General features: G+C 66.0%; 15 protein-coding genes. All 15 read left to right on the top strand.

Annotated features, from left to right (window positions below; all coding sequences use genetic code 11):
- Positions 1-23: 23 nt before the first annotated feature.
- The 15 genes from Tharo_RS10670 (at position 24) to Tharo_RS10600 (ending at position 20,253) form a co-directional block, all read left to right on the top strand.
- Positions 24-431 carry a four helix bundle protein gene (locus tag Tharo_RS10670; protein ID WP_107221173.1) on the top strand — a complete coding sequence of 136 codons (408 nt, stop codon included), beginning with the start codon at positions 24-26 and terminating at the stop codon, positions 429-431.
- A 226-nt stretch (positions 432-657) separates the two neighbouring features.
- On the top strand, positions 658-1,713 hold the full coding sequence (locus Tharo_RS10665) for a reverse transcriptase domain-containing protein (protein WP_107221172.1): 1,056 nt from the start codon (positions 658-660) through the stop codon (positions 1,711-1,713).
- Positions 1,694-2,134 carry a hypothetical protein gene (locus tag Tharo_RS10660; RefSeq protein ID WP_107221171.1) on the top strand — a complete coding sequence of 147 codons (441 nt, stop codon included), beginning with the start codon at positions 1,694-1,696 and terminating at the stop codon, positions 2,132-2,134. Before Tharo_RS10665 ends, Tharo_RS10660 begins: the two co-directional genes overlap by 20 nt.
- Positions 2,134-2,421 (top strand): hypothetical protein, encoded by a 288-nt coding sequence (locus tag Tharo_RS10655; protein WP_107221170.1) that lies wholly within the window; start codon positions 2,134-2,136, stop codon positions 2,419-2,421. The genes Tharo_RS10660 and Tharo_RS10655 overlap by 1 nt, the downstream gene beginning before the upstream one ends.
- Positions 2,418-2,714 carry a phage holin family protein gene (locus Tharo_RS10650; protein ID WP_107221169.1) on the top strand — a complete coding sequence of 99 codons (297 nt, stop codon included), beginning with the start codon at positions 2,418-2,420 and terminating at the stop codon, positions 2,712-2,714. The genes Tharo_RS10655 and Tharo_RS10650 overlap by 4 nt, the downstream gene beginning before the upstream one ends.
- A complete protein-coding gene (locus Tharo_RS10645; RefSeq protein WP_107221168.1) occupies positions 2,707-3,162 on the top strand; it encodes a lysozyme in 456 nt (151 codons plus the stop codon). Before Tharo_RS10650 ends, Tharo_RS10645 begins: the two co-directional genes overlap by 8 nt.
- Positions 3,162-3,407 carry a hypothetical protein gene (locus Tharo_RS10640; protein ID WP_107221167.1) on the top strand — a complete coding sequence of 82 codons (246 nt, stop codon included), beginning with the start codon at positions 3,162-3,164 and terminating at the stop codon, positions 3,405-3,407. Before Tharo_RS10645 ends, Tharo_RS10640 begins: the two co-directional genes overlap by 1 nt.
- Before the next feature lie 3 nt (positions 3,408-3,410).
- On the top strand, positions 3,411-3,647 hold the full coding sequence (locus Tharo_RS10635) for a hypothetical protein (RefSeq protein ID WP_107221166.1): 237 nt from the start codon (positions 3,411-3,413) through the stop codon (positions 3,645-3,647).
- Positions 3,644-5,902: a hypothetical protein gene (locus Tharo_RS10630; RefSeq protein ID WP_107221165.1), complete on the top strand. Its 2,259-nt coding sequence runs from the start codon at positions 3,644-3,646 to the stop codon at positions 5,900-5,902. The genes Tharo_RS10635 and Tharo_RS10630 overlap by 4 nt, the downstream gene beginning before the upstream one ends.
- Positions 5,895-7,628: a DUF1983 domain-containing protein gene (locus Tharo_RS10625; protein ID WP_107221164.1), complete on the top strand. Its 1,734-nt coding sequence runs from the start codon at positions 5,895-5,897 to the stop codon at positions 7,626-7,628. The genes Tharo_RS10630 and Tharo_RS10625 overlap by 8 nt, the downstream gene beginning before the upstream one ends.
- Positions 7,628-8,242 carry a DUF4376 domain-containing protein gene (locus tag Tharo_RS10620; RefSeq protein WP_107221163.1) on the top strand — a complete coding sequence of 205 codons (615 nt, stop codon included), beginning with the start codon at positions 7,628-7,630 and terminating at the stop codon, positions 8,240-8,242. Before Tharo_RS10625 ends, Tharo_RS10620 begins: the two co-directional genes overlap by 1 nt.
- A gap of 81 nt (positions 8,243-8,323) precedes the next feature.
- Complete coding sequence (locus tag Tharo_RS10615; RefSeq protein ID WP_107221162.1) at positions 8,324-8,737, top strand: hypothetical protein; 414 nt, start codon at positions 8,324-8,326, stop codon at positions 8,735-8,737.
- Positions 8,734-10,284: a hypothetical protein gene (locus tag Tharo_RS10610; RefSeq protein ID WP_107221161.1), complete on the top strand. Its 1,551-nt coding sequence runs from the start codon at positions 8,734-8,736 to the stop codon at positions 10,282-10,284. The genes Tharo_RS10615 and Tharo_RS10610 overlap by 4 nt, the downstream gene beginning before the upstream one ends.
- Entirely contained in the window at positions 10,281-11,405 is a 1,125-nt protein-coding gene (locus Tharo_RS10605; RefSeq protein ID WP_159051682.1) for a hypothetical protein, read from the top strand. Before Tharo_RS10610 ends, Tharo_RS10605 begins: the two co-directional genes overlap by 4 nt.
- A gap of 61 nt (positions 11,406-11,466) precedes the next feature.
- Positions 11,467-20,253: a MuF-C-terminal domain-containing protein gene (locus Tharo_RS10600; RefSeq protein WP_159051681.1), complete on the top strand. Its 8,787-nt coding sequence runs from the start codon at positions 11,467-11,469 to the stop codon at positions 20,251-20,253.
- Positions 20,254-20,276: the final 23 nt, after the last annotated feature.

The following is a 20,276-nucleotide window of genomic DNA, read 5'->3' as shown; positions in this document are numbered from 1 at the left end:
CGCGGTAGCGCCGTCCTGATGCCATGAGCACGAACACAACGAACCCGCAAGCCGCGATCCATCACAAGTGCCGCGAGCTGATCCTGTTGCTCAACGTGAATCTGAACCACTTCCCGCGGCACGAGAAATACGGGCTGTGCCAGGAGATCCGGCAAGCCGTCTATGACGTGCTCGCGGGCATCGTCGAGTGCCAGAAGCGCTATCACAACAAGACCAGCCTGTCGAAGCTCGACGTTCGGCACGAGCAGTTGCGGACCTTCGTCAATCTCGCGTTCGAGCTGGGCTATTTCGAGTTCGAGCATCACAAACGCGCGCGCAGCGCCGCCGAGTCGCTGCGTCGCTATACCGCCGTGTCGGTCCTCATCAACGAACTGGGGGCGATGATCGGCGGCTGGATTCGGAGTCTGCGGGCGAGCCCGCAGGCCGAATAAGGGCGGGCCATCGAAATGCTTTTCCCGTATGCCTCCGGCAACTGGAACAACGCTGCGAACGCTGGCGTCTTCTACCGGGGTTGGAGCAACGGCCGGTCGAACGACAACAACAACGCGGGCTTTCGCTGCGCCGACTATTTCGCCTTCGCTGACCTGACATTGCACACAGCAAATACTGGCGACATAGGGATGGCTCCGTCCTGCATTTTGGCGAAATCGGCAGGGCATGGCGTTTCAGTACCCGCCACGGCTGTGGGGACCATCCGCCATGCCTAAACGCCACGGCAATCTGTTCGATCAATGCTTCACGCCTGACGTGCTGCACGCGGCCTATCTCGCCGCGCGCCGGCGCAAGCGCAAGAAGGTCGCGGTGGCCGCATTCGAGCGCGACCTCGGCGCGAATCTGCAGCGGCTGCACGACGAGTTGCACGCCGGCACGTATGCGCCGCGCCCCTACGTGACGTTCGAGGTGCGCGAGCCGAAGCCGCGCCTGATCCATGCGCCGCACTTTCGCGACGTCGTAGTGCAGCACGCGATCTATGCGGCGATCTACCCGATCTTCGATCGCGGATTCATCCACGACAGCTACGGCTGCCGCAAGGGCAAGGGCACGCACCGGGCGGCCGACCGCGCGCAACAGTTCCTGCGCGACGCGCCAGACGGCAGCGTCACGCTGCAGATGGACATCCGCAAGTTCTTCTACCGCATCGACCGCGCGCGGCTGATGCGGCTGGTCGCGCGCAGGATCAAGGACCGGCGGCTGCTCGCGCTGCTCGAACTGTTCGCGCGTTACCCGGACTCGACCGGGATTCCGATCGGCAACCTGCTGTCGCAGCTGTTCGCGCTGATCTACCTTGACCCGCTCGACCACTTCATCAAGCGCGAGCTCGGCCGCAAGCGGTATGTGCGCTACGTCGACGATTTCATCGTGTTCGGCATCGCGTCGCGCGCCGAGGCGAACGCGCTGCGGCTACAGATCGAAACGTTCCTGCACGAGCGCCTGCGCCTCGAACTGTCGCGCTACACGATCCAGCCGACCCGGCGCGGCGTGAATTTCGTCGGCTTCCGCGCTTGGCGCAAAACGCGCTTCGTGCGCCGCCACAGTCTGCACACCTTCTCGCGCTCGCTGCGGCACGGCGACGTGCCGAGCCTCGTGTCGATCATGGGGAACGCGCGCCACAGTGCGAGCTACGCCCACTTCTGCCGCCGCTTGCGTTCCGAGCGGCCCGACCTTGTCCCGCAACTCCCGGAGGCGCACCGACATGCCTGCACAAATCTATAGCTACACCCCGATCATCGAGTCCGGCCCGAACGGGCGCAGCCTGCGCGCCCAGCTGCCCGAGGGCGCGCTCGAGCTTTGCACGCTCGACGGACTCGCCTACGTGTCGATGCCCGACGGCGCCGTGCTGCCGGCGCAGCACCCGGAGATCACGCTGACGCCGGTCGCGCTCGATGCGGGGCTGCGCGAGCGCATCAAGGTCGAAAGCCGCGCCTGCCGGCTGATCGCGCAGCGCATGGTCGAGCAGATCCGTGCCGCCTACACGCTCGACGACGAGATGTATTTCGCCCGCATCGGCGTCGGCGCGGCGAACGGGCTGTACGCGCCGACGAGCGACGAGACGCAGGAGATGGCGGTGTTCGGCGAGTTCGTCGAGTCGGTGCGCCAGTGGGGTAGGGATGAGCGGGCGAAGCTGGGGCTGTAATGAAGCAGGAACTCGCCTCCCGCGCCCTCAATATCGCCATCGCCGTCAATCAGTGCTTGTTCGTGCTGCTCACCCTCGGCACCGCTAACCCGGACGAAGCTCCCAGCGCTGCGGCCTGGCGCCTTGAAGGGGAAGGGCGGCTGACCGGCCGGCTCTTCCGCCCGGCGATCGACTGGGTCTTCGTGCGGCTGCCGTTCGGATGGGCGGAAGCGGATCACTGCCGCAAGGCCTATGAGTCGGAGCGGCTGCGCAACCATCTCCCTAAAGCGTACAGGAACGCACAATGACCGACCGCATCGTCACCACCGCAAGCTACGCCGGCAGCGGCGTCTCCATCGTCAGCGCGCTCACCCTCACCGACCTCGGCATCCTCGTCGGCATCGCCACCGCGCTGGCGACGCTGCTGCTCAACGGCGCCTACCACTACCGGCGCGATCGCCGCGAGCGCGAAGCGCACGCCATCCGCCTGGAAGTGCTGCGCGGCGAAGTCGAAGACCGCCGCCGCACCAACCTGCCGGTTACCCTCGACCGCCGCCGCCCCTGCACCGATGTCGCCGACTGCCCGTACAGCCATGATTAAGCGCATCGCCGCCCTCAGCCTGTCCGCCGCCGCCCTGGTGGGTATCGCCATGCACGAAGGCTACCGCGACACCGCCTACGACGACGGCGTGGGCGTGCAAACGATCGGCTTCGGCACCACGGAAGGCGTGCGCCCGGGCGACCGAATCACCCCCGAACGCGCCCTGGTGCGCCTGCTCGCCGACGCCGATCGCACCCAGTCCGATCTACGCGCCTGCATCGGCCCGGTGCCGATGTATCAGCACGAGTGGGATGCAATCGTGTCGTGGGCCTACAACGTCGGCGCCGGTGCGGCCTGCAAATCCACCCTGGTGCGCCGTCTGCGCGCCCAAGACTACCCGGGCGCTTGCGCCGAACTGCTGCGCTGGACCTATGCCGGCGGGCGAGAACTGCCCGGCCTCGTCAAGCGCCGCCAGGCCGAATATCAACTGTGTGTGGGAGGGGTCTGATGTGCAACTACTGGCAATCGTGGGCGCTGGCGCCCTCCTGGTGGGCGCAGCAAGTGGCTTTTGGCTGGGTCACGGGATGGCTGCAGGGCAGTGCGCGCAACGCGAGCTGGCGGTGGCAACCCGCTACGCCGAGGGCTGGCAGCGCGCTGTTGAAGATGCAGATCGCGCAGCTGCGGCTGAACGCCGCCGCGCCGTTTCCGCAGCAGAAGCGCGCGGCCACGCTGCGGCTGTTGCGCAAGGAGTGAGCGATGAAGCTGCCGCCGATCCTGATCGGGCTTGCGAGTGGAGCGCTGCTCAGCGCCTGCGCCTCGAACGCCTCTATGCCGCCTACGGCCTTGGCGCGGCCGGTGCCGCTGGAGTGCCTGCAGACCTGCCCGGCACCGCCGACGTTGGCACTGCACCGCCAGGCCTGGGAGGCAGCGGTGTTCAGCTGGGGGGCGGCGTGCAAGGCGCTGCACAATGACTGCGTGAGGGCGTATCGGTGACTGTTCTTTCCATCCGCAAATTCGGCGGCGAAATTCCGCGCACGGCGCCGCACCTGTTGCCCGAGGGTGCGGCGCAGCAGGCGATCAACTGCGAATTCTCCAGCGGCGAGCTGTGCTCGATCAAAGGGCCTGCGCCCAAGATCGCCACTACGCAGGCTGTGCGCGGGCTGTTCACGGACGATGGCGTCCGGTTCTTCACCTGGCCCGAGCCGACGCGCGCCTATCGCTCGCCGACCATCGACGATACGCACGGTCGCATCTACTTCGCCAACACGAGCAGCAACGGCGTGCGCGTCGCCTTGGCGAACGACATGAAGGCGCCTGGACTGAACCCGGGGCAGCCGACGCAGCAGTGGGCGGTCGGGGTGGCACGTCCCGCCGTCCCACCGACCGTGGAGGTGTTCGCCTCGATGGGCTGGCAGGGTGATGTGGGCGTGCACATGGCCATCAAGGGCGTGCTGACCGCAGGATCGGCCACAATCCAGGAGTTCGAGCCGCTCGTGTTCGAAACGGTTTCGACCTGGACCGAATACCTGCTCACGATGCCGGCCGAGATGGTGCCGGGGGCGGTCGTGCCCGACGCGCCCGCCAATCCAAGCGGGGCAACGTGGATCGCCATTCCGGGGCCGTCGATCGCCTATTTCGACCCGCCGCTGAGCTGGCAGCAGGACATGGGCGGTGAAGAGGGCTATGTGTGGCAGTCGGCCGACAGCCTGACGCTCAACACCGGCGCGCAGATCAATGCCCTCGGCAAGATCAAACCTCCAAACTCGAGCATGGGGAGCGAGGCGTCGCCGTGGGCGATTTTCTACGACGGCAAGACCTGGGCGCCCACCGACCTGTACGCGCACGTCTTGCAGGGTGATCAGGCGGTGCTGGCGGAATTGACCGTACAGGCCGAGGTGACGTGGAAGACCATGGTGTTCAACCCGACAACGGGGGTCGTCTACTACGAGGGCACGGCAACCGGAACGCAAGAACCGGACGGCCGCTGGCGCGTGTGGCCGCAGTACGATTCCGGCCTGGTCGAGTCGATCGCCTACGTGACGACGTTCGAGAACGACTGGGGGGAGGAGTCGGCGCCATCCGATCCGGTGATCGTCGAAGTGCTGCCTTGGCAGGACACAAAGACCCTGCAGGAATACACCGCTCTGTCCGGCGGGCGCCCCGTGGTGGGGATGAACCTGTATCGCACCTTCGGCGGCACCGCCGAGTTCATTAAAGCAAACGAATACCCTCGCCCGGAAAAGGAAGGGACCGCCTGGGCGATCTGGGATGCGCTCACGCGCCCCACGACGACCGTCGCCCTGGTTACGCAAGAGTGGGATCCGCCGCCCGCCGGGCTGCGCTGCCTGACGTACTGCGGCAACGGCTTCTTTGTGGGCGCGAAAGGCAAGGATCTGTATTTCTCCGAGCCCTACCGACCACACGCCTGGCCGTATATCAAGACGATGCCGACCAACGTCGTCGGCATCGTGCCGGTCGAGGGCGGGGTGCTCGTGACAACCCAGCAGCAGCCGTACTTCGTCTATGGCGCGCGCCCGGATCAGGTCGGCGATCAGGAGCTCAATGCCGATCAGGCCGGGGTGAGCGAGCAGTCCATTACCCGGATCGAGGGCTCGGCGGTCTACGTCAGCAATGACGGCCTGGTCATGGTCAGTGGCGGCCAAGCCGACATCGCCCCCAGCCAGCAGTATTTCACACGAGAACTGTGGCGCCAGCAGTACCGGGCCGTCTTCAACAAGCTCGTCCTGAGCGCGCACGACGGCTCGGTAATGGGCCTGATCGACGGCGCCGAATCGGCGCTGCACGGCTTCATGCTCAAGCTCTCCGAGGGGCCGGACGCCTCGAATCTGACGGGCCTGTATTTCGAGGGCGACCCGCCGATCGGGGCTGCGACGTCGGCCGTCACCGACATCCGCTATCTGCTGTACTCGAATGGCTTTGCTGAATTCGGGCTCGGCTCGGAGATGGAGGCGATTTGGCGCTCGCGGGATTACGTGTTCGGCGAGCCGGTCATATTCGGTGCAGGCAAGCTGCGCGCGTGGGGGCAGTGGGCGCTCGAGATCCGTGCGGACGACCAGGTCGTGATGCTTCAATCCTTCGACATGGAGAGCAGCTACAGCGACGGAGAAGCAAGCTTCCGGCTTCCTGCGATCGGGAGCAAAAAGCGCTGGTCGGTCGCGCTGATTGGTCGCGGGCGGGTGCGCAGCGTGGAGATGGGCGCCTCTTTTGCGGAGCTGAAGAATGTCTAAGCAGATTGCGCCAGCCATCCCGGCGATGCCCCCGCTCTCGGCCATCAAGGACGAGGCTACGCGCCGCGCGCTGCAGGCGCTTGCGGACGGGTGGAATGTGCGCAACGCCCGCGCCGGGGATGGTTCGGAGCGCTTTTTGACCGCGGCTGATGTGTTCGGGATGGCCGACGCCGTCGTGGCCAGCGGACTCGGGATCGCCACCCCCAGCACGCCGTCTACGCCCACCGGGTCAGGTGGTGGGGCGGGCGGCGGCGGGGCGTTGAGCCCTCTGGCGGCAAAGCTGCTCGAAACGCTGGGGCTGCCAATCGACCTGTCTTCCTCCCTTGCGCATGCACAAAAGGCGATCGACTACCTTTCGGTGGAAAACAATCTGTCGATTGCACGCATCAAGGCGATGGAAGATGGGTTTCTGAGCGAGCGCACCGAGCGTATCGCCGACGGCTCGGCGCTACGTGCAGACGTGCGCGGGATGAAGGTGTCGGTCGGCAATAATTACGCAGCGATCCTCGAAGAGTCGACCGTGCGCGCCACCCAATACGACGCCATGGCGCAGCAGATCACGACCCTGGCCGCGGAGACGGGCGACAGTTTCGCCGCAGTGCAGACGACGCTCAACGTGCAGTCGAGTGAACTGGCCGCGCAGGCGAACACGATCACCGCCCTGTCCGCTTCGGTCGATGATAACGCCGGGGCGATCCTTTCTGAGCAAACCGCGCGCGCCGACGCTGACGGAGCATTGGCGCAGCAGATCACCACGGTGGTGGCAACCACGAACAGCAAGAATTCAACGTTCGTACAGTCGACGGCGCCGACCGCGACGCGAGTCAACGACCTGTGGATCGACACCGGCAACAACAACAGGCTGATGCGCTGGAATGGATCGGCGTGGGTGCCTGCAGACGATGCGCGCATCGCGCAATCCCTGGCGCTGATCAGTACCGAGACGACCGCGCGCGCAGACGCCGTAAGCGCACTTGCGTCGGACATCACTACCGTCGCAACCGTGCTCAACGGCAACGTCGCAACAGTGCAAGAGCACGCCGAGGCGATCGACGGCATTCACGCGCAATGGACGATCAAGACCGACGTCAACGGCCATGTGGCCGGGATCGGCCTGATGAATGATGGGAAGTCGTCGAGCTTCGTCGTCAACGCGACCGACTTCGTTGTCGCGCGCCCCGGCTACGCGGATCGCGTGCCATTCCAGATCAACAGTTCGGGCATTTTCTTCAATGGCACGGTCTCGTTTGCAAACGATGCCGGCAAGCTCGACGGCGTAGCCGGATCAACCGTCGTCGCCAATGCGGCAGTCGGCGCGAGCGCCGGGAGTGCGATTGGTTACTGGGCTCGCCCCAACACCACCCTGATCGACGGCAACAAGATCTACACCGGGGATGCCTACGTCGATACGCTGCAGATCAAGGGGGATGCGGTAACGTCTGTGGCTTATGCAGAAGGGAGCGGTGGCGCTTCCGTAAGCATGTCGGCTGGAGACGACGGCTTGGCATACATCGCAGTCGGCTCAGGGGTCAATGCAACCAGTGGGAGCGCAACCGTAACCGTCGGCGGCGGGGGCGGGTCCAGCGCGGTAGGGGTTTCGGCATGGGGGAATGCTGCCGTAATGTTTGGCGGATGGATCCCGCCCAATTCGTCGCGGACCATTTCCTGTACGGTCAGCGCAGGAACTGGGGCGTGCATGCTCACGGTAACAGGGAGGATGCGTTGATGCTGCAGCACTTCTTTTTTTACGAGCCGAGTGGGAAGGTTGTCGGTACGGGCGCGTGCATGGCAAAAGACATTGATCTACAGGTGCGCGAAGGCGCTGCGCTGGCGCTTGGTGTGGCCGATCGTGAGCTTCATTACTATGATCAAGGCCGCGGCCTCATCGTCGAAAAGCCGCCGCGGCCATCGCAGTTTCATATATGGGACTGGCCTACAAAATCCTGGCTGCCCGACCTCGATCGCGCCCGCACATCCCGTCAGGCCGAAGTGGGTGCAGAGCTCGCTCGGCGCGACCTTGCGCCGATCGCCTACGCCGGCGCGGCATTCGATGCCGATACGCAGGCGCGCGAAAACATCAGCGGCACGCTCGGCCGACTCCTTCGTGGCGACGGGTTGCCGGGCGGCTGGATCGGCTGGCGCGACCGCGCCAACGCGATGCACTGGGCGACCGATGATGCGGCGACCGTGCAAGCGCATCTGGCGGCCCTGAGCCGTGCAATCGAGGACCGCAAACAGGCCCTGCTCGTTGCTGCGTGGCAGCACAAGGCCGCCATTGCCGCGCTCACCGACATCAGCGCCGTCCTCGCCCACGACCTCGCCGCCGGCTGGCCGGCGTAGCATCAAAGCATAGTCATGTCGCGGTAGCGTCGCGCGCACCAAGGGCACCCCCGCCCGGCGATCGAGGCGAGCATCGGCGACATGGAATTCATCGGCGTCATCCCCAAGGATCTGGCTGTCGGCTGCCTGTGGCCGCAGATCGGCGCACTGGTCGCGGCGGCGCTGCCCTATGGCCGCGGCGAATACACCTTGGCCGACATTCACGACGGCATCGCCCGGGGCGAAATGTTCGCGGCAGGCATTGTCAACGAACGCTCCGAGGTCGAGTTTGTCGTCACCTGCACCGTCGCAAACTACCCCCGCAAGCGCGTGCTCTACATCCAGTACGGCGCCGGCCGCGGTGGGTCGCGCGCGAAAGAGGCCCTGATCGCAGCTGCACGCACGCTGGGCTGCGACTGGATCGAAACCCGCTGCCGAAACACGGTGGCCCGCCTGTACCAGCGCGCCGGCTTCGATGTCGGTTACAGCGTTGCAATCCTGGAGTCCAACCAGTGAAACAAACTCTATGGGCCTGCGGCCCTGATCTTGATGTACGAGCGTTTCGCCCTTCGCCGAGCGGGCGGCTGCACCGGCTGTACGGCGGCGGCGGCGACAGCGGCTCGGTCAAGTACGACAGCCTCGAAGACCTCTACGAAGAACAGGCCGCCTCCGCGCGCCTGCTGCGCGAACAGGCTGAGGCCAATCTGCCGGGCGCGGTGCAAAGCTATGTCGATCAGGTCGGAGCCATTCAGGATCCGGGCTACGCCGGGCGCCAGGCGGGCCTGGCCGCCGCCGACATGGCGGGCGCCAACGCCATGGAGCGCGCCGCCACCGAGCGCAATCTGGCTTCGATGGGCGTCAACCCGAACGACCCGCGCTTCGCTGGCTCGATGCGCAGCACCGAGCTGAACAACGCCGCGCGCATGGCCGCGGGGCAGAACATCGCCCGCAACGACGCCAGCAAATACCAGCTCGCCGTGGCGCAGGATGCGGTGGGCACCTTCACCGGGCAGAGCAACAGCGCCGCCACGCAGATGGGCAACGCCTTGAGCGGCCTGGGTAGCCTGTACTCGACGCAGGCCAATCAGCAGATGGCGCAGGACCAGGCACAGTCGAATGCGATCGGCTCGGCGGTGGGCGGCGGCATGATGGCGCTGTCGATGTTCAAGGACGGCGGCAAGGTGAAGGGGGTGGGCGGCCTGTCCGGGCTGAAGAAGGTCGAGCGCCACATGCTCGGCGGCCAGGCCGGCAGTCAGCAGAACCGGGGCTTTTTCCAGATGCAGCAGATCGCGCCGCCCCCGAGTGCGCAGGCGCCGCAACAGCGGGGCGGCATAAGCCCGGTGACGATGGCAAGTATGGCGACGATGGCTGGCAAAAACCCGACGATTGCGACCGCTGCGGACAAGGTCGGCAACATGGTCGCGGACAAGGCGGCGGATGCCTACACCAGCATCGTCGGCCCGCAGTCGCAGGTCGCGCAAGCGCCGGTTGCGGATGCTGTGATCAAGCCCGTCAGCGAGGTTGCTGCCGCTGCGCCCGCTGCGTCCGAAGCGGTGTCCTCTGCTGCAATGGCGGGCTTGCAAGAGGCCGGTTTGGCTACGACCGCCGGGACCGTTGCTGAAGGCGCAGGTGCGGGCGCAGCGATTGCTGCGGAGGGTGGCGCGGCGGCTGGGTTGATGGGTTCGGTCGGCGCAGCCCTGCCGTGGGTGGGTGCTGCCTACGCAGTCGGCTCGCTGCTGGATCTGTGGGCCGACGGCGGCCGGGTCGGCACGCAGAACAAGGGCGTGAGCGAGCAGGAGGCCGCGGCGCGCTTCTCGGATGCCGGGCGGAAGGGGGCCATCCAGGACTTGCGCCCCGGAGGCGATGTGCCCGGCAAGTGGCAGGGCAACACGGACAACGTGCCGTCCATGCTCACCGAAGAAGAGTTCGTCCTGAACGCCGAGGCCTCCAAGGCGATCGGCCTGGGCACGCTGGAAAAGCTCAACAAGAAGGGCTTGCAGATGCGCAAGCAGGGCAAGACGCCCGACACCATCAAGACCGTTGGACTGGGGGCGCTGGCATGAGCGGATTGAACCTACTCGGCGGCATCGGCCAGGGGCTGATGGCTGGAGCGCAGTTCCAGCAGCAGAAGAACGCGCAGGACATGCAGCTGCGGCAGAACCAGGCGCGGCTGTCGATGCTGCAGCAGGATCAGGACTGGCAGCGCCAGGATCGCGACACGAAGCAGGCCGAACGGAAGCGGCTGTCCGAGCTCGATCAGATCGCATCGACGACGTGGAGCGAGATGGGCGCCGACGCCGACCCGCTGCAGGTGAGCTCCGAGATATTCAAGCGCAGCGTGAAAACCGGCAAGGCCAAGCGCGAGGAGCTCGAGCCCTTGCTGAAGAACGTCAAGGAGCTGCGCCAGCGCGGCGTGACCGCGGCGCTGCGCATGGGGGATGCAGGCAAGCTGGGCGATGCGCTTTCGCAAAGCTTCGGCCGGCGCGTGACCGTGCAGCCAACGCAGGGCGCGGACGAATTCGGGCGGCCGAGCCAGCTCTTCGCCGTGGTGGGCGAGGACGGCACGCCGGTGCGCAGCTTCACCATGATGCAGCTCGGCTCCATTCTCGGCGCCGACGACATCCTTGCCGACCAGGAGCGACAGCTGAAGATGGAAGAGCTGCGATCGAAGGCGATCGAGAACGAAGCGCAAGCCGTTGCAGCGCGGGCATCGGCAGGCGCCTCCGGCGCGCAGGCCGGCAAGTACGCCGCCGAGGCAGCTGGGCAGCGGCTCGAGAACGAAGGACTGCGCCTGCTCGATCCCAAACAGCGCCCTGGCCGGAAGGCGGGCAGCGTTCCGGCAGAAGTCCAGACCGCCGAATGGCTGATCCGAAACGGCGTTGCAAAAGACACGGCCAGCGCTTGGGACATGGTGCGCACCGCGCGCGGGCGCAACGCCGAAGAAGCAATCGCCAGCATTGTGACGAAGTTGCAAGGCGATCATCTGAACGCAGGGAAGACCGTGCCTGAGTTGGTTTCGGCTGCGAAGCAGATTTACGCCGAGATCACGAAGCCCGACGCGCCTGCGGCACCCAAGCCCAGCGGCCCGATTAGCGTCACATCGCCAGAGGAAGCAATGCGACTGCCCCCGGGCACTGAGTTCATCACGCCGAGCGGGGCGCGCAAGCGCGTGCCGGCGCGATAGGGCACCCCTTCTGCACGGCCTTGCTTAGCCTCTGCGGCAATCACTGCACAGAGGCTTTCCGATGGCGAAAGAACAAGACTGGTCGGGCTTCGAGGATGTGGCCCCGGACGCAACAGCTCAAGACTGGTCGGGCTTCGAGGATGTGGCCCCGGACGCAACAGCTCAAGACTGGTCGGGCTTCGAGGATGTGGAAGACCCCCCGGCCGGGCCCAGCCTCACCGATCGCGCGATCACCGCCGGCAAGAAGCTGTTCGAGAACATGGCGGCCCCGTTCGAGCGCGCGCCGGAAAAGCCCGACACCGTGATGGCCGGATTCGAGGCGCCGCCTGCTGCGCCGCGCACGACCCCGGCGAACCCCGCCTCGATCGACTTCGTGCGCCAGAGCTACGAGCGCTTCCCCGAGTCGCGCCCGCGGCTGCTCGCGCGCCAGGACTGGGTGGGCGACCTTGCCCGACAGATGGATGCCGAGTACCGCCAGGGCGACGCCGCCACCGCTGGGCTGCCGGCTGCGCAGAATCTCGACGGCCGCAAGGAGTCGCGCATCGCCCGTGGCATCGAGCAGGGCATGGACGCCGATGCCGCCGCGATGACCGCCGCGAGCCAGGGCGCTGCCGGCGTTGATGCACCGGTGGCGCGTGCGGTCGAAACCCCGGACACGCTCGCCGACAAGCTCGCGCGAGAGCACGGCGACAGTGACCTTGTGCGCGGCGCGGTGAACCTGGCCGGCTCGGTGGCGAAGGTGGCGCCCACCACCGGCAAGATGGCGCTCGACGTGCTGCAGCTCGCGCCGCTGGTAGGGCGCGCGGCCGAGTGGGGGTCGGATGCGCTCGCTGACGTGATCGAGGACATCAGCAAGTCGCAGTCGCGCCAGATGCAGGGCAAGAGTGCCAAACTCGCCGAAGTCGTGCGCAACGGCACGCCCGACCAGGTGATGCAGCACCTCGTACAGAACCCCGATCTGCTCGCCGATGTGGCGATCCCGAGCGCGGGGTCGATCTTCCTCATCGGCGGCGCCGGCGCGGCCACCGGCAAGGCGGTGGCGGGCAGGTACGCCGGGCGCGTGTCCGAGCGGGCCTTGGCGCGCATCCAGCAGCGGGCTGCCACCGACGGCGCGGTGTGGGCCAACGCCGCCGCAAACGCCGGCTCGGCCTACGCTGAAACCGAAGGCGGGGATCTTGCCAAGTACACCGCGGCACTGATCGCGGGGCTGGGCACCCGCGCCGTGGGCAAGCTGACCGCCGGCGGCGCCGAGGGCGTGGTGGCGCGCGGCACGGCCGGCACGGCCAATCCGGTCGTTGCGGCAGGGCGCACCGCCGCCGTCGAGACGGCGCAGGAGTTCGGCGAGGGCGCGAGCGAAGCCCTCGGCTCGCAGACGGGCCAGATCGTCGAGGGTACACGCGACGGGCTGGATCTGCGCCAGATCGCCAACCATGGAACGATGGAAGCGGCCGCCGCCGGGCCGATGGGCGCCGCAGTGGGCGCGATCAACGCCGCCCCGGCGCAGGCCGCGGACCCCGAGCAGGTTGCTGCCGAGGCCGCCTATCGGGGGCAGGTCGACGCCCTTGCCCGCCAGGCGCTTGACCCGAGCAATGCGCAGTGGGCCGAAGTCCAACGTGCCGCGCCGGTCGCCCCGGAGGCGCCGGCGGCAATGCCGGCGATGGCGGACGTTGCCCAACAGGCTGCCGCCTCAATCGAGCAGGCCCTGCAGCAGCGCGAAGCCGAAGCCGCATCCACCGGCGACGCGGCGGAGCTTGCCGTGACGCGCGCCGAGAATGCCGCCGTGCGCAGCGCAGGCCAACCGGCTCCAGCCGCCCAAACGTCCCGCCCCGGTACGATCGACGTCGACCAGGACGCGCTGCTCGCGCAGGTCGAGGCCGTCGCCAACGCCCACGGCAACGTCATCGTCACCGGCGAGCGCGCCGCCGAGGCGGTGAAGGCCGTTGCCCCCGAGGCGCCGACGCTCACGCGCAAGGATGGTGCGGTGATGGTGTCGACCCGCTTCGCCGGCCCGGTAATGGAAGCCGTCGCCGGCGCCAAGCAACGCGTCAGTACGGAGTTCGGCGACGTGGCTGGGTTCATGCAGGGCGACCAGGGAGAGGGGCGCCGAACGGACGTGAGCGAAGGCGAGCGTAACCCCCCTGTCGGTGCGGAGCCTCATGCGGGCCGGCTCGACGTAGCCAGTCTTTCGCCGGCCGGGCTTCTCTTCACGGCGCGCGCGCACGCCGACCCCGCAGCGCGCGACGCCGCGGCGGCCGAGCTGCGCAGGCGCGAGGAAGATTACGCCTACCGCCAGCGCGAAGAGCAGAAGGGGAGGGAGCTCGAGCTGCTGCACGCCGAGGCCGTGGACCAGGATATCGCCCAGGCCGTGGCGCGCACAGAGGCGGCCGGTGTAAATCAGCATGCGGACTCGGCGATGGCAGCCGCTTTCCGTCGCGCAGGAGCTGCCGTGGCCGCGCCGGCGCAAGCGGTCCAGCCGGACATTCCTCCGGACACGAACCCGCCGAATCCCGCGCAGGCACAGGCGAAAGCGGCGGACGCGCGTTCCCGCCTGAAACCTGACCCTACCCTGACTCAGCGCGCGATGCCGGTGGTCGACGACCTTCGCGCCATGGCGCAAGACGCCGGATGGGCAGAGCAAGGTGGAAAGCTCATCCGCGATGCTGAAGGCAAGGCTAGTCGCACCAAATGGATTCCGCGCGCAGAATGGTTTTTGTCGGGCATGGAAGCGCGCCCGGACGTTCTTGCGCAGCACATCGAGGATGCCGCGCAGGGCAAATGGATTCCGGTCAAATCCGCGCGCACCATCGAGGGCATGATGGAATGGCTGGACGCTCAGCGTAATCCTGGCTATCTGGCGCCCGAAGATCAGTCGATGTATGACTTCGAGGCGTCGTTCGATGCCGTGCTGAACAATCCAGACGCTCGCGAAGTAGCCGAGTTCTTCGATGACGCATTCGGAGACTTCGCCGAACAATCCGAAGCCGACGCCATGCGTACGTTGGGTTTCACCGAAGAGGAAATTGCAAATGCAGGCGGACAAACTGAAGCAGGCGCAGGAAGCGCTGAAGCGACTGACGTCAGAGGAGCGGCAACAACTGGCGAACGGGCTGGTGAAACTGGCGCAGCGCAAACACAAGCGGGCGCAGCAGGACAGCAAGAAGGGCTGACGCTCGAAACCTACACCAGCGCCGACATCGCCCAGCGCGAAGCCGAGCAGACCGCACAGGCGGAAGCCGACGCCCGCGCCGAGCGTGAAGCGGCAGCCAAGCAGCGCCAGGAGGAAGGGCGCGCAGAAGTCCGCCGTCGCAGTGAAGCCGCAGCCGACACGTTCGAGCTGGGCATGGACCCGATGGAGAACCTGACGGGCCAGGGCGGGCTGAAGCTCAGCCGCTCATCGCAGTTCAGGCCCGACCCCTATGACGCCCAGCAATACGCGCTGGCGGTTGATCGCATCGCAGCAATGGAGACTGCGCCGCGCAGCGATCTGACCGTAGGCGATACCCCCGCCGTGCTGCGCGCGCTGGGCGCCAGGGCGCTGCCGATTCAGATGCCGTCGAGCATGATCCACAAGGCCAGCCGACCGGCCATTCGTGGGCACGACGTGCCTGTTGCGGCGCTGCGCGATCTGCCGGCACTGCTGGCCGATCCGGTGATGGTCTTTGACTCGAAGACGGAGAAAGGGGCGCTGGTCGCGTTGGTCGACGCGCGTGACGACAGCGACCGCCCGGTCGTTGTGGCGGTGCACCTCGATGCCAAGGGCGGCGGCTTTCACCGCATCAACAAGGTCGCCAGCATCTATGGCAAGGACGATGCCGCAGACATCGAGCGGTGGATGCGCGGCAGTCTGCGCTACTACCAAACAGAAAAAGCCTCAGGATGGCTTCGTGCAGTCGGGCTCCAATTGCCCGAGGCGAACACCATCAAGAGGCTCAATCCAAGAGTAATCACCGACGAAGATGTTGTCAATCTTCGTTACTCCTTCGCCGGCCAGAACGCCCGCACTGCCGACACGATGGCGCTCGATGTCGCGCAGCGGCGCATCGAGGCCGGCGAGGATGCCGAAGTCGTGCGGCGGGAGACCGGGTGGCACCGCGGAGCCGACGGGAAGTGGCGCTTCGAGATCAACGATGCGGACGCAGGCCTCGTCAATATGCGCGAGGACGAATACGGCGGATCTCGCGCGACTTATTTGTCCGACATCCTAGACCACCCTGCGCTGTTTGCCGCATACCCGGAGCTGCGCTCGATGGACGTGGTGATCTCGTTCTCGCCGGGTTCGCGTGAGCGAGGCATGTTCGAAGAAGGTCATCCGGGTGACGATCAAACGTTTGGGCGCTCGCCGCAGATCACCGTCGAAGCGCGAACCAAAGACGATGCGCTGTCGGTGCTGCTGCACGAGATCCAGCACGGCATTCAGGAGGCTGAGGGCTTCGCGACTGGCGGAAGCATTGCCAGCCTCGAGGAAACCATGCCGTCGCCGCAGGCGATGAACGACGCGAAGGTGCTGCGCGCACGCATGGACCGCGGCGAGAGTCTCGGCGAGGCGCGCGCATGGTTCTTGAACACGCTCGGCCGCGATGCGGCACCCGAAGCCAGCATCCTCGCGGAGGAAAATTCCTCGCGAGATCTGGGGCGGATGCCCGGCACGCCGGCCGAAAAGTACCGCCGTCTGGCCGGAGAGGTGGAAGCCCGCAACGCACAGGCCCGCCAGCGCATGACCGACGCCGAGCGCCGCGCGATGCCGCCGAGCGCGACCGCCGACGTGGCCGATGAAGACGTGATCGTGGTGTTCAACGGCACCGAGATGGCCAGCGCGCCGACGCCGGCCAACGCGGTGGCGACGCACGCGCGCCCCTCGCCGATGACCGCGGAGGCGTTGCGCGCCATCGTCGCGCGCCAGTTGCCCTCCCTGGCCGGCGCCGTCGACCAGATGCTCGGCCGCGGCGAAGCGGGGCAGCGCGGCGGCCTGGTGCTGATCGAGCAGGGCGACGACGTCTCGATCGCGCGCGCCTATGCCGAGAAGACGGGCAACGACCCGGGCGACGTGCTGCACGCGCTGCAGGGCGACGGCACGCAGTATTCGGATGCGGGCGACGTGCAGGGCTTTCACGACAGCGACAGCGGCCTGACCTTCCTCGTGCTGCCGCACCTCGCCGATCACACCGCGGCGGCCGTGCTGCTGCACGAGGCCACCCACGGCAAGCAGCGCGCCGAGATCGATGCGCGCGCGCTGGCGCTGATCGAGGTGCGTGACAACGCGGTGAAGCCGGTGCGGGAGTTCCTGACGCGCGTGGCGCAGCGCATGGACGACGCCGGCGAGACGGGTAACGCGGCCGAGGCCGCAGCCTACATCGTGGAGCAGGCCGTCACCGAAGGCCGGCAAGCCGGCTTCTCGACGGTCGATGGCGCACTGATGAACTGGATCGACCGCAAGCTGGGCAAGCGTGTCGGCGATCTCGTGCGCGACTTCGTGGCGATGGTGCGCGCCTGGGGTCTGCGCCGCGGCGTGGCGCTGAACCCGAGCATCGATGATCTGGTGGCGCTGGCGAAGCTCAACGTGCGCGACATGGCGAGAGGGGATGTCGCAGGGCAGGCGGGGCAAAGCCGGATTGGCGACGCACTGAAGAGCGCCCTTCGAGGATTGGTCGCCCTGGCGAGATCTGCCGGAAACGAGAACAAGACGGTAACGCTCGGGACGGTGACAGATCAACAGGCCAGCCTGCTGCAGCGCGAGAACGTCCCCGTGGATGTCAGCTTCAAACACACGGCGGACATGTTCGCGGTGCGCCATGCGCTTAATCGGCATGGTGACGCGAAGGCAGAGGCCAAGCGGGGCCAACTCCCTTTGGTGGAATCTGACATCTCCGCAATACCGGAAATCGTCAGCACTCCTGACGCTTGGCTGTTGGGGGCGAAAACGCCGCGCGGACAGGACATCGTCGGAAGCCTGAAGCGGCTTCCTGACGGGGCTGTGCTGTATCTTGAAGAGGTGCGATCGGGGCGCAAGACGCTGGCAATGACCAGCATGAGGAAGTACCCCGGTACGACGGATTTTGAAGCGATCAAGGATCGAATCGTGCCGTCCTACGCCCGAAGCGATACCGGGGATGTCCGAATTGTGATCCCTGAAGATAGCGGAGGTCAAGCTGGGCGCGGCCACCTCAATTTCTCTCGCGCCGGCCAGGCCGCGCTTCCAGCCCAGCATGGGTCTGCCGGATTCGAGCTTCCCCCTTGGAAGAAAACCGACACCGCGCAAGAGCGCATCCAGGACCGCTACAACCGACTTCGCGATGTCGTGAAAGCGGTGGCAGAGCAAGGCGGCGTCGTTACCGATCTGAACAACTTTGACTGGGGCGAAGACCGCTTCCACGGTGTTGCGTCAAACCGCATCGAGCAGCTTGGCGAAAAGACCAAAGCCATCCTTGAGGATGTAAAGGCAAGCGGCGTTTCCTTGGACGAAGTGGTGCTGTATGCCTACGCGGAGCACGCACCCGAGCGAAATGCTGAGATGCAGTCGATCAATGCCCACGTGAAGACGGGCTCCGGCATGTCCGACGCCGAAGCAAAGGCCATCATCGACAAGGCCAGGCAGGAAGGGACGGACGCAAAGCTGGCCCGACTGGCCGACGCGATCCGTCGAATCGCCCGCGACACGCTTCAGCTCCAGCTCGATAGCGGACTCATCACACAGGGCGAGTTCGACGCCTACAACGCCAAGTACCGGAAGTGGGTTCCGCTGCGCGGGTTCGAGACGATTGACGAAGACGGGCGCACGTTTCGGGGGACCGGCAGGGGCTTCAACATTCGCGGCAGTGAAAACCTGCGCGCACTAGGTCGCGACTCGAAGGCCGGTCAACTCTTCGAGAACATCATGCTCGACGCCGAGCGCGCAATTGTTCGCGGCACCAAGAACACGGAAGTGAACCACCGCTTCCTTCAGTTCATCATCGACAACCCCGACCCGGACCTGTGGGAGATCGACGCACAGAAGACGAAGCAGGGCTTCAAGAACGGCAAGGTGACGCTGGATTCGCTGGTCGATAAGGGCGACGGCACCATCGGGGTGAAGGTGAAGGGTCACGTCGTCTATCTGAAGATTCATGATCGGAAGCTGTTCGAGCAGATGGCGAACCACTGGAACGACGTGGAGTTCGGCGCGATCCCGTACATCGGAGCGTTCAACCGCTACCTGTCGAAGTCCTACACCGCCTGGTCGCCTGAGTTTGCGCTTTACACCAACCCGGCGCGTGACTTGCAGGCCGCGCTGTTCTCGATTACCGGGCGCGAAGGCATCGGCATGACCGGCCTGTTCGCCAAGAACTACCCGCGCGCCGTGCTGGCTGCGTACCGTGGCGAGGCCATGCCGAATATCCCCGGCGTGAAGGCTGCGAAAGACCCGCTGTACGAAGAGTACAAAGCGATGGGCGGCAAGACCGGCTTCTGGAACCTGAACACCTTGGAAAGCAAGGTGAAGGAGATCGAGACGCTGGTCAAAGAGATGGAGTCGCTGACGATCAAGAACTCGTGGCGCGTGCCGGTGAAGGCGGCGAAAGCACTGGAGCGGCTTGTCACCGGCCATGCCGGCGCTCTTGAGAACGCAACCCGTCTGGCGGCTTACATGGCGATGCGTGAAGCGGGGCGCAGCAAGGCCGAGGCAGCGCACTTTGCGAAGAACCTGAACGTCAACTTCAACCGCCGCGGCACCTGGACGGCCGGCCTCGGCTCCATCTTCCTGTTCTTCAATCCGGCCGTTCAGGGCGTGCACAACATGTACGAAACCCTGGTGCATGGCAAGCACAAGGGCCAGGCGTGGGCGCTGATCGGCGCTGGCATGGCCGGCATGGCAGCGCTTGCGGTGCTGAACGCAATGGCCGGTGACGACGATGACGGCATCCCCTACTGGGACAAGATTCCCCAGTACGAGAAGGAGCGAAACATCATCATCGTGCTGCCGTCGTTCGCCAAGGACATCGGCCAGCCCATCCCCGACTCGACGGGTCGGTACTTCAAGATTCCGCTGCCGTACCAGTGGAACGTGCCGATGTACGCCGCCACCCTTGCGGTGGACGTGCATCGCAACAGCGAGAACGCCGCGCACGGCATCAAGCCGGGAAGTGCTGCGGTTCGGCTTGCGGTGTCCGGCGCGACTTCGTTCATGCCGGTGACTGGCTATCCGCCCACCTACGCACCGGTCCACCAGCACTTTGCAAACAAGTCTGGATTCGGCGACGGCCCCCTGTACCCCGAAACGCAATGGAACAAGCACAAGCCCGACTCGGAGAAGTACGGCGCCGGCATGCACGACACGGGCTGGCAGAAGTGGGCTGCGTTCGTCAATGAGGCGACGGGGGGCAATCAGTTCGAAGAGGGTTTGATTTCGATGCCGCCTTCTGTGTGGCGCAACTACGCCCGTGCGTACCTTGGCGGGCCGATGTCCTTCTTGTCGGGCAGCTACGATGCGATTGCCGAAGAGGACATCACCAAGGCGCCCTTCCTTCGCAAAGCCTATGGCGAGATCGGATTCCGCCAGGATCAGAGCAAGTTCTACGAGGTGGCCAACCAAGCCTTGCCGGCCTTCAATGCGCACAGGGATGCGCGGAAGGTGAGCCCTGAGATTGCGACGGAGATGATGAAGTCGAACGAGGTCATGATTAGCGTCGGGAGCTTTACCCAGGCGTACATGGAGCAGCTTGGACGCACCTACGAGCAAGACAAGCGCACCAAGGACAGCAAAATGATGACTGAAGCCGAGAAGCGGATGCAGCTTAAGCTGACAGAAAAACGCCGCTCGGACATTCACGAGGCGTACCTGAAGCGGTGGCGGGAGGCGGTCGGGAACGTGAAGTAGAAGCCCGCGACAGCCGAGCGGTC

Source organism: Thauera aromatica K172, assembly GCF_003030465.1.
In the GTDB taxonomy this organism is placed as follows: domain Bacteria; phylum Pseudomonadota; class Gammaproteobacteria; order Burkholderiales; family Rhodocyclaceae; genus Thauera; species Thauera aromatica.
The sequence above is the reverse complement of the archived record's forward strand: the minus strand, read 5'-3'. Positions and strand labels throughout refer to the sequence as shown.

What these genes read in the sequence shown, in the direction of transcription:
- Tharo_RS10600 (WP_159051681.1), top strand. Translation starts at nt 11,467, where the DNA reads ATGGCGAAAGAACAAGACTGGTCGGGCTTCGAGGATGTGGCCCCGGAC.
- Tharo_RS10640 (WP_107221167.1), top strand. Translation starts at nt 3,162, where the DNA reads ATGTGCAACTACTGGCAATCGTGGGCGCTGGCGCCCTCCTGGTGGGCG.
- Tharo_RS10665 (WP_107221172.1), top strand. Translation starts at nt 658, where the DNA reads ATGGCGTTTCAGTACCCGCCACGGCTGTGGGGACCATCCGCCATGCCT.
- Tharo_RS10670 (WP_107221173.1), top strand. Translation starts at nt 24, where the DNA reads ATGAGCACGAACACAACGAACCCGCAAGCCGCGATCCATCACAAGTGC.
- Tharo_RS10650 (WP_107221169.1), top strand. Translation starts at nt 2,418, where the DNA reads ATGACCGACCGCATCGTCACCACCGCAAGCTACGCCGGCAGCGGCGTC.
- Tharo_RS10635 (WP_107221166.1), top strand. Translation starts at nt 3,411, where the DNA reads ATGAAGCTGCCGCCGATCCTGATCGGGCTTGCGAGTGGAGCGCTGCTC.
- Tharo_RS10605 (WP_159051682.1), top strand. Translation starts at nt 10,281, where the DNA reads ATGAGCGGATTGAACCTACTCGGCGGCATCGGCCAGGGGCTGATGGCT.
- Tharo_RS10625 (WP_107221164.1), top strand. Translation starts at nt 5,895, where the DNA reads ATGTCTAAGCAGATTGCGCCAGCCATCCCGGCGATGCCCCCGCTCTCG.
- Tharo_RS10660 (WP_107221171.1), top strand. Translation starts at nt 1,694, where the DNA reads ATGCCTGCACAAATCTATAGCTACACCCCGATCATCGAGTCCGGCCCG.
- Tharo_RS10620 (WP_107221163.1), top strand. Translation starts at nt 7,628, where the DNA reads ATGCTGCAGCACTTCTTTTTTTACGAGCCGAGTGGGAAGGTTGTCGGT.
- Tharo_RS10615 (WP_107221162.1), top strand. Translation starts at nt 8,324, where the DNA reads ATGGAATTCATCGGCGTCATCCCCAAGGATCTGGCTGTCGGCTGCCTG.
- Tharo_RS10655 (WP_107221170.1), top strand. Translation starts at nt 2,134, where the DNA reads ATGAAGCAGGAACTCGCCTCCCGCGCCCTCAATATCGCCATCGCCGTC.
- Tharo_RS10645 (WP_107221168.1), top strand. Translation starts at nt 2,707, where the DNA reads ATGATTAAGCGCATCGCCGCCCTCAGCCTGTCCGCCGCCGCCCTGGTG.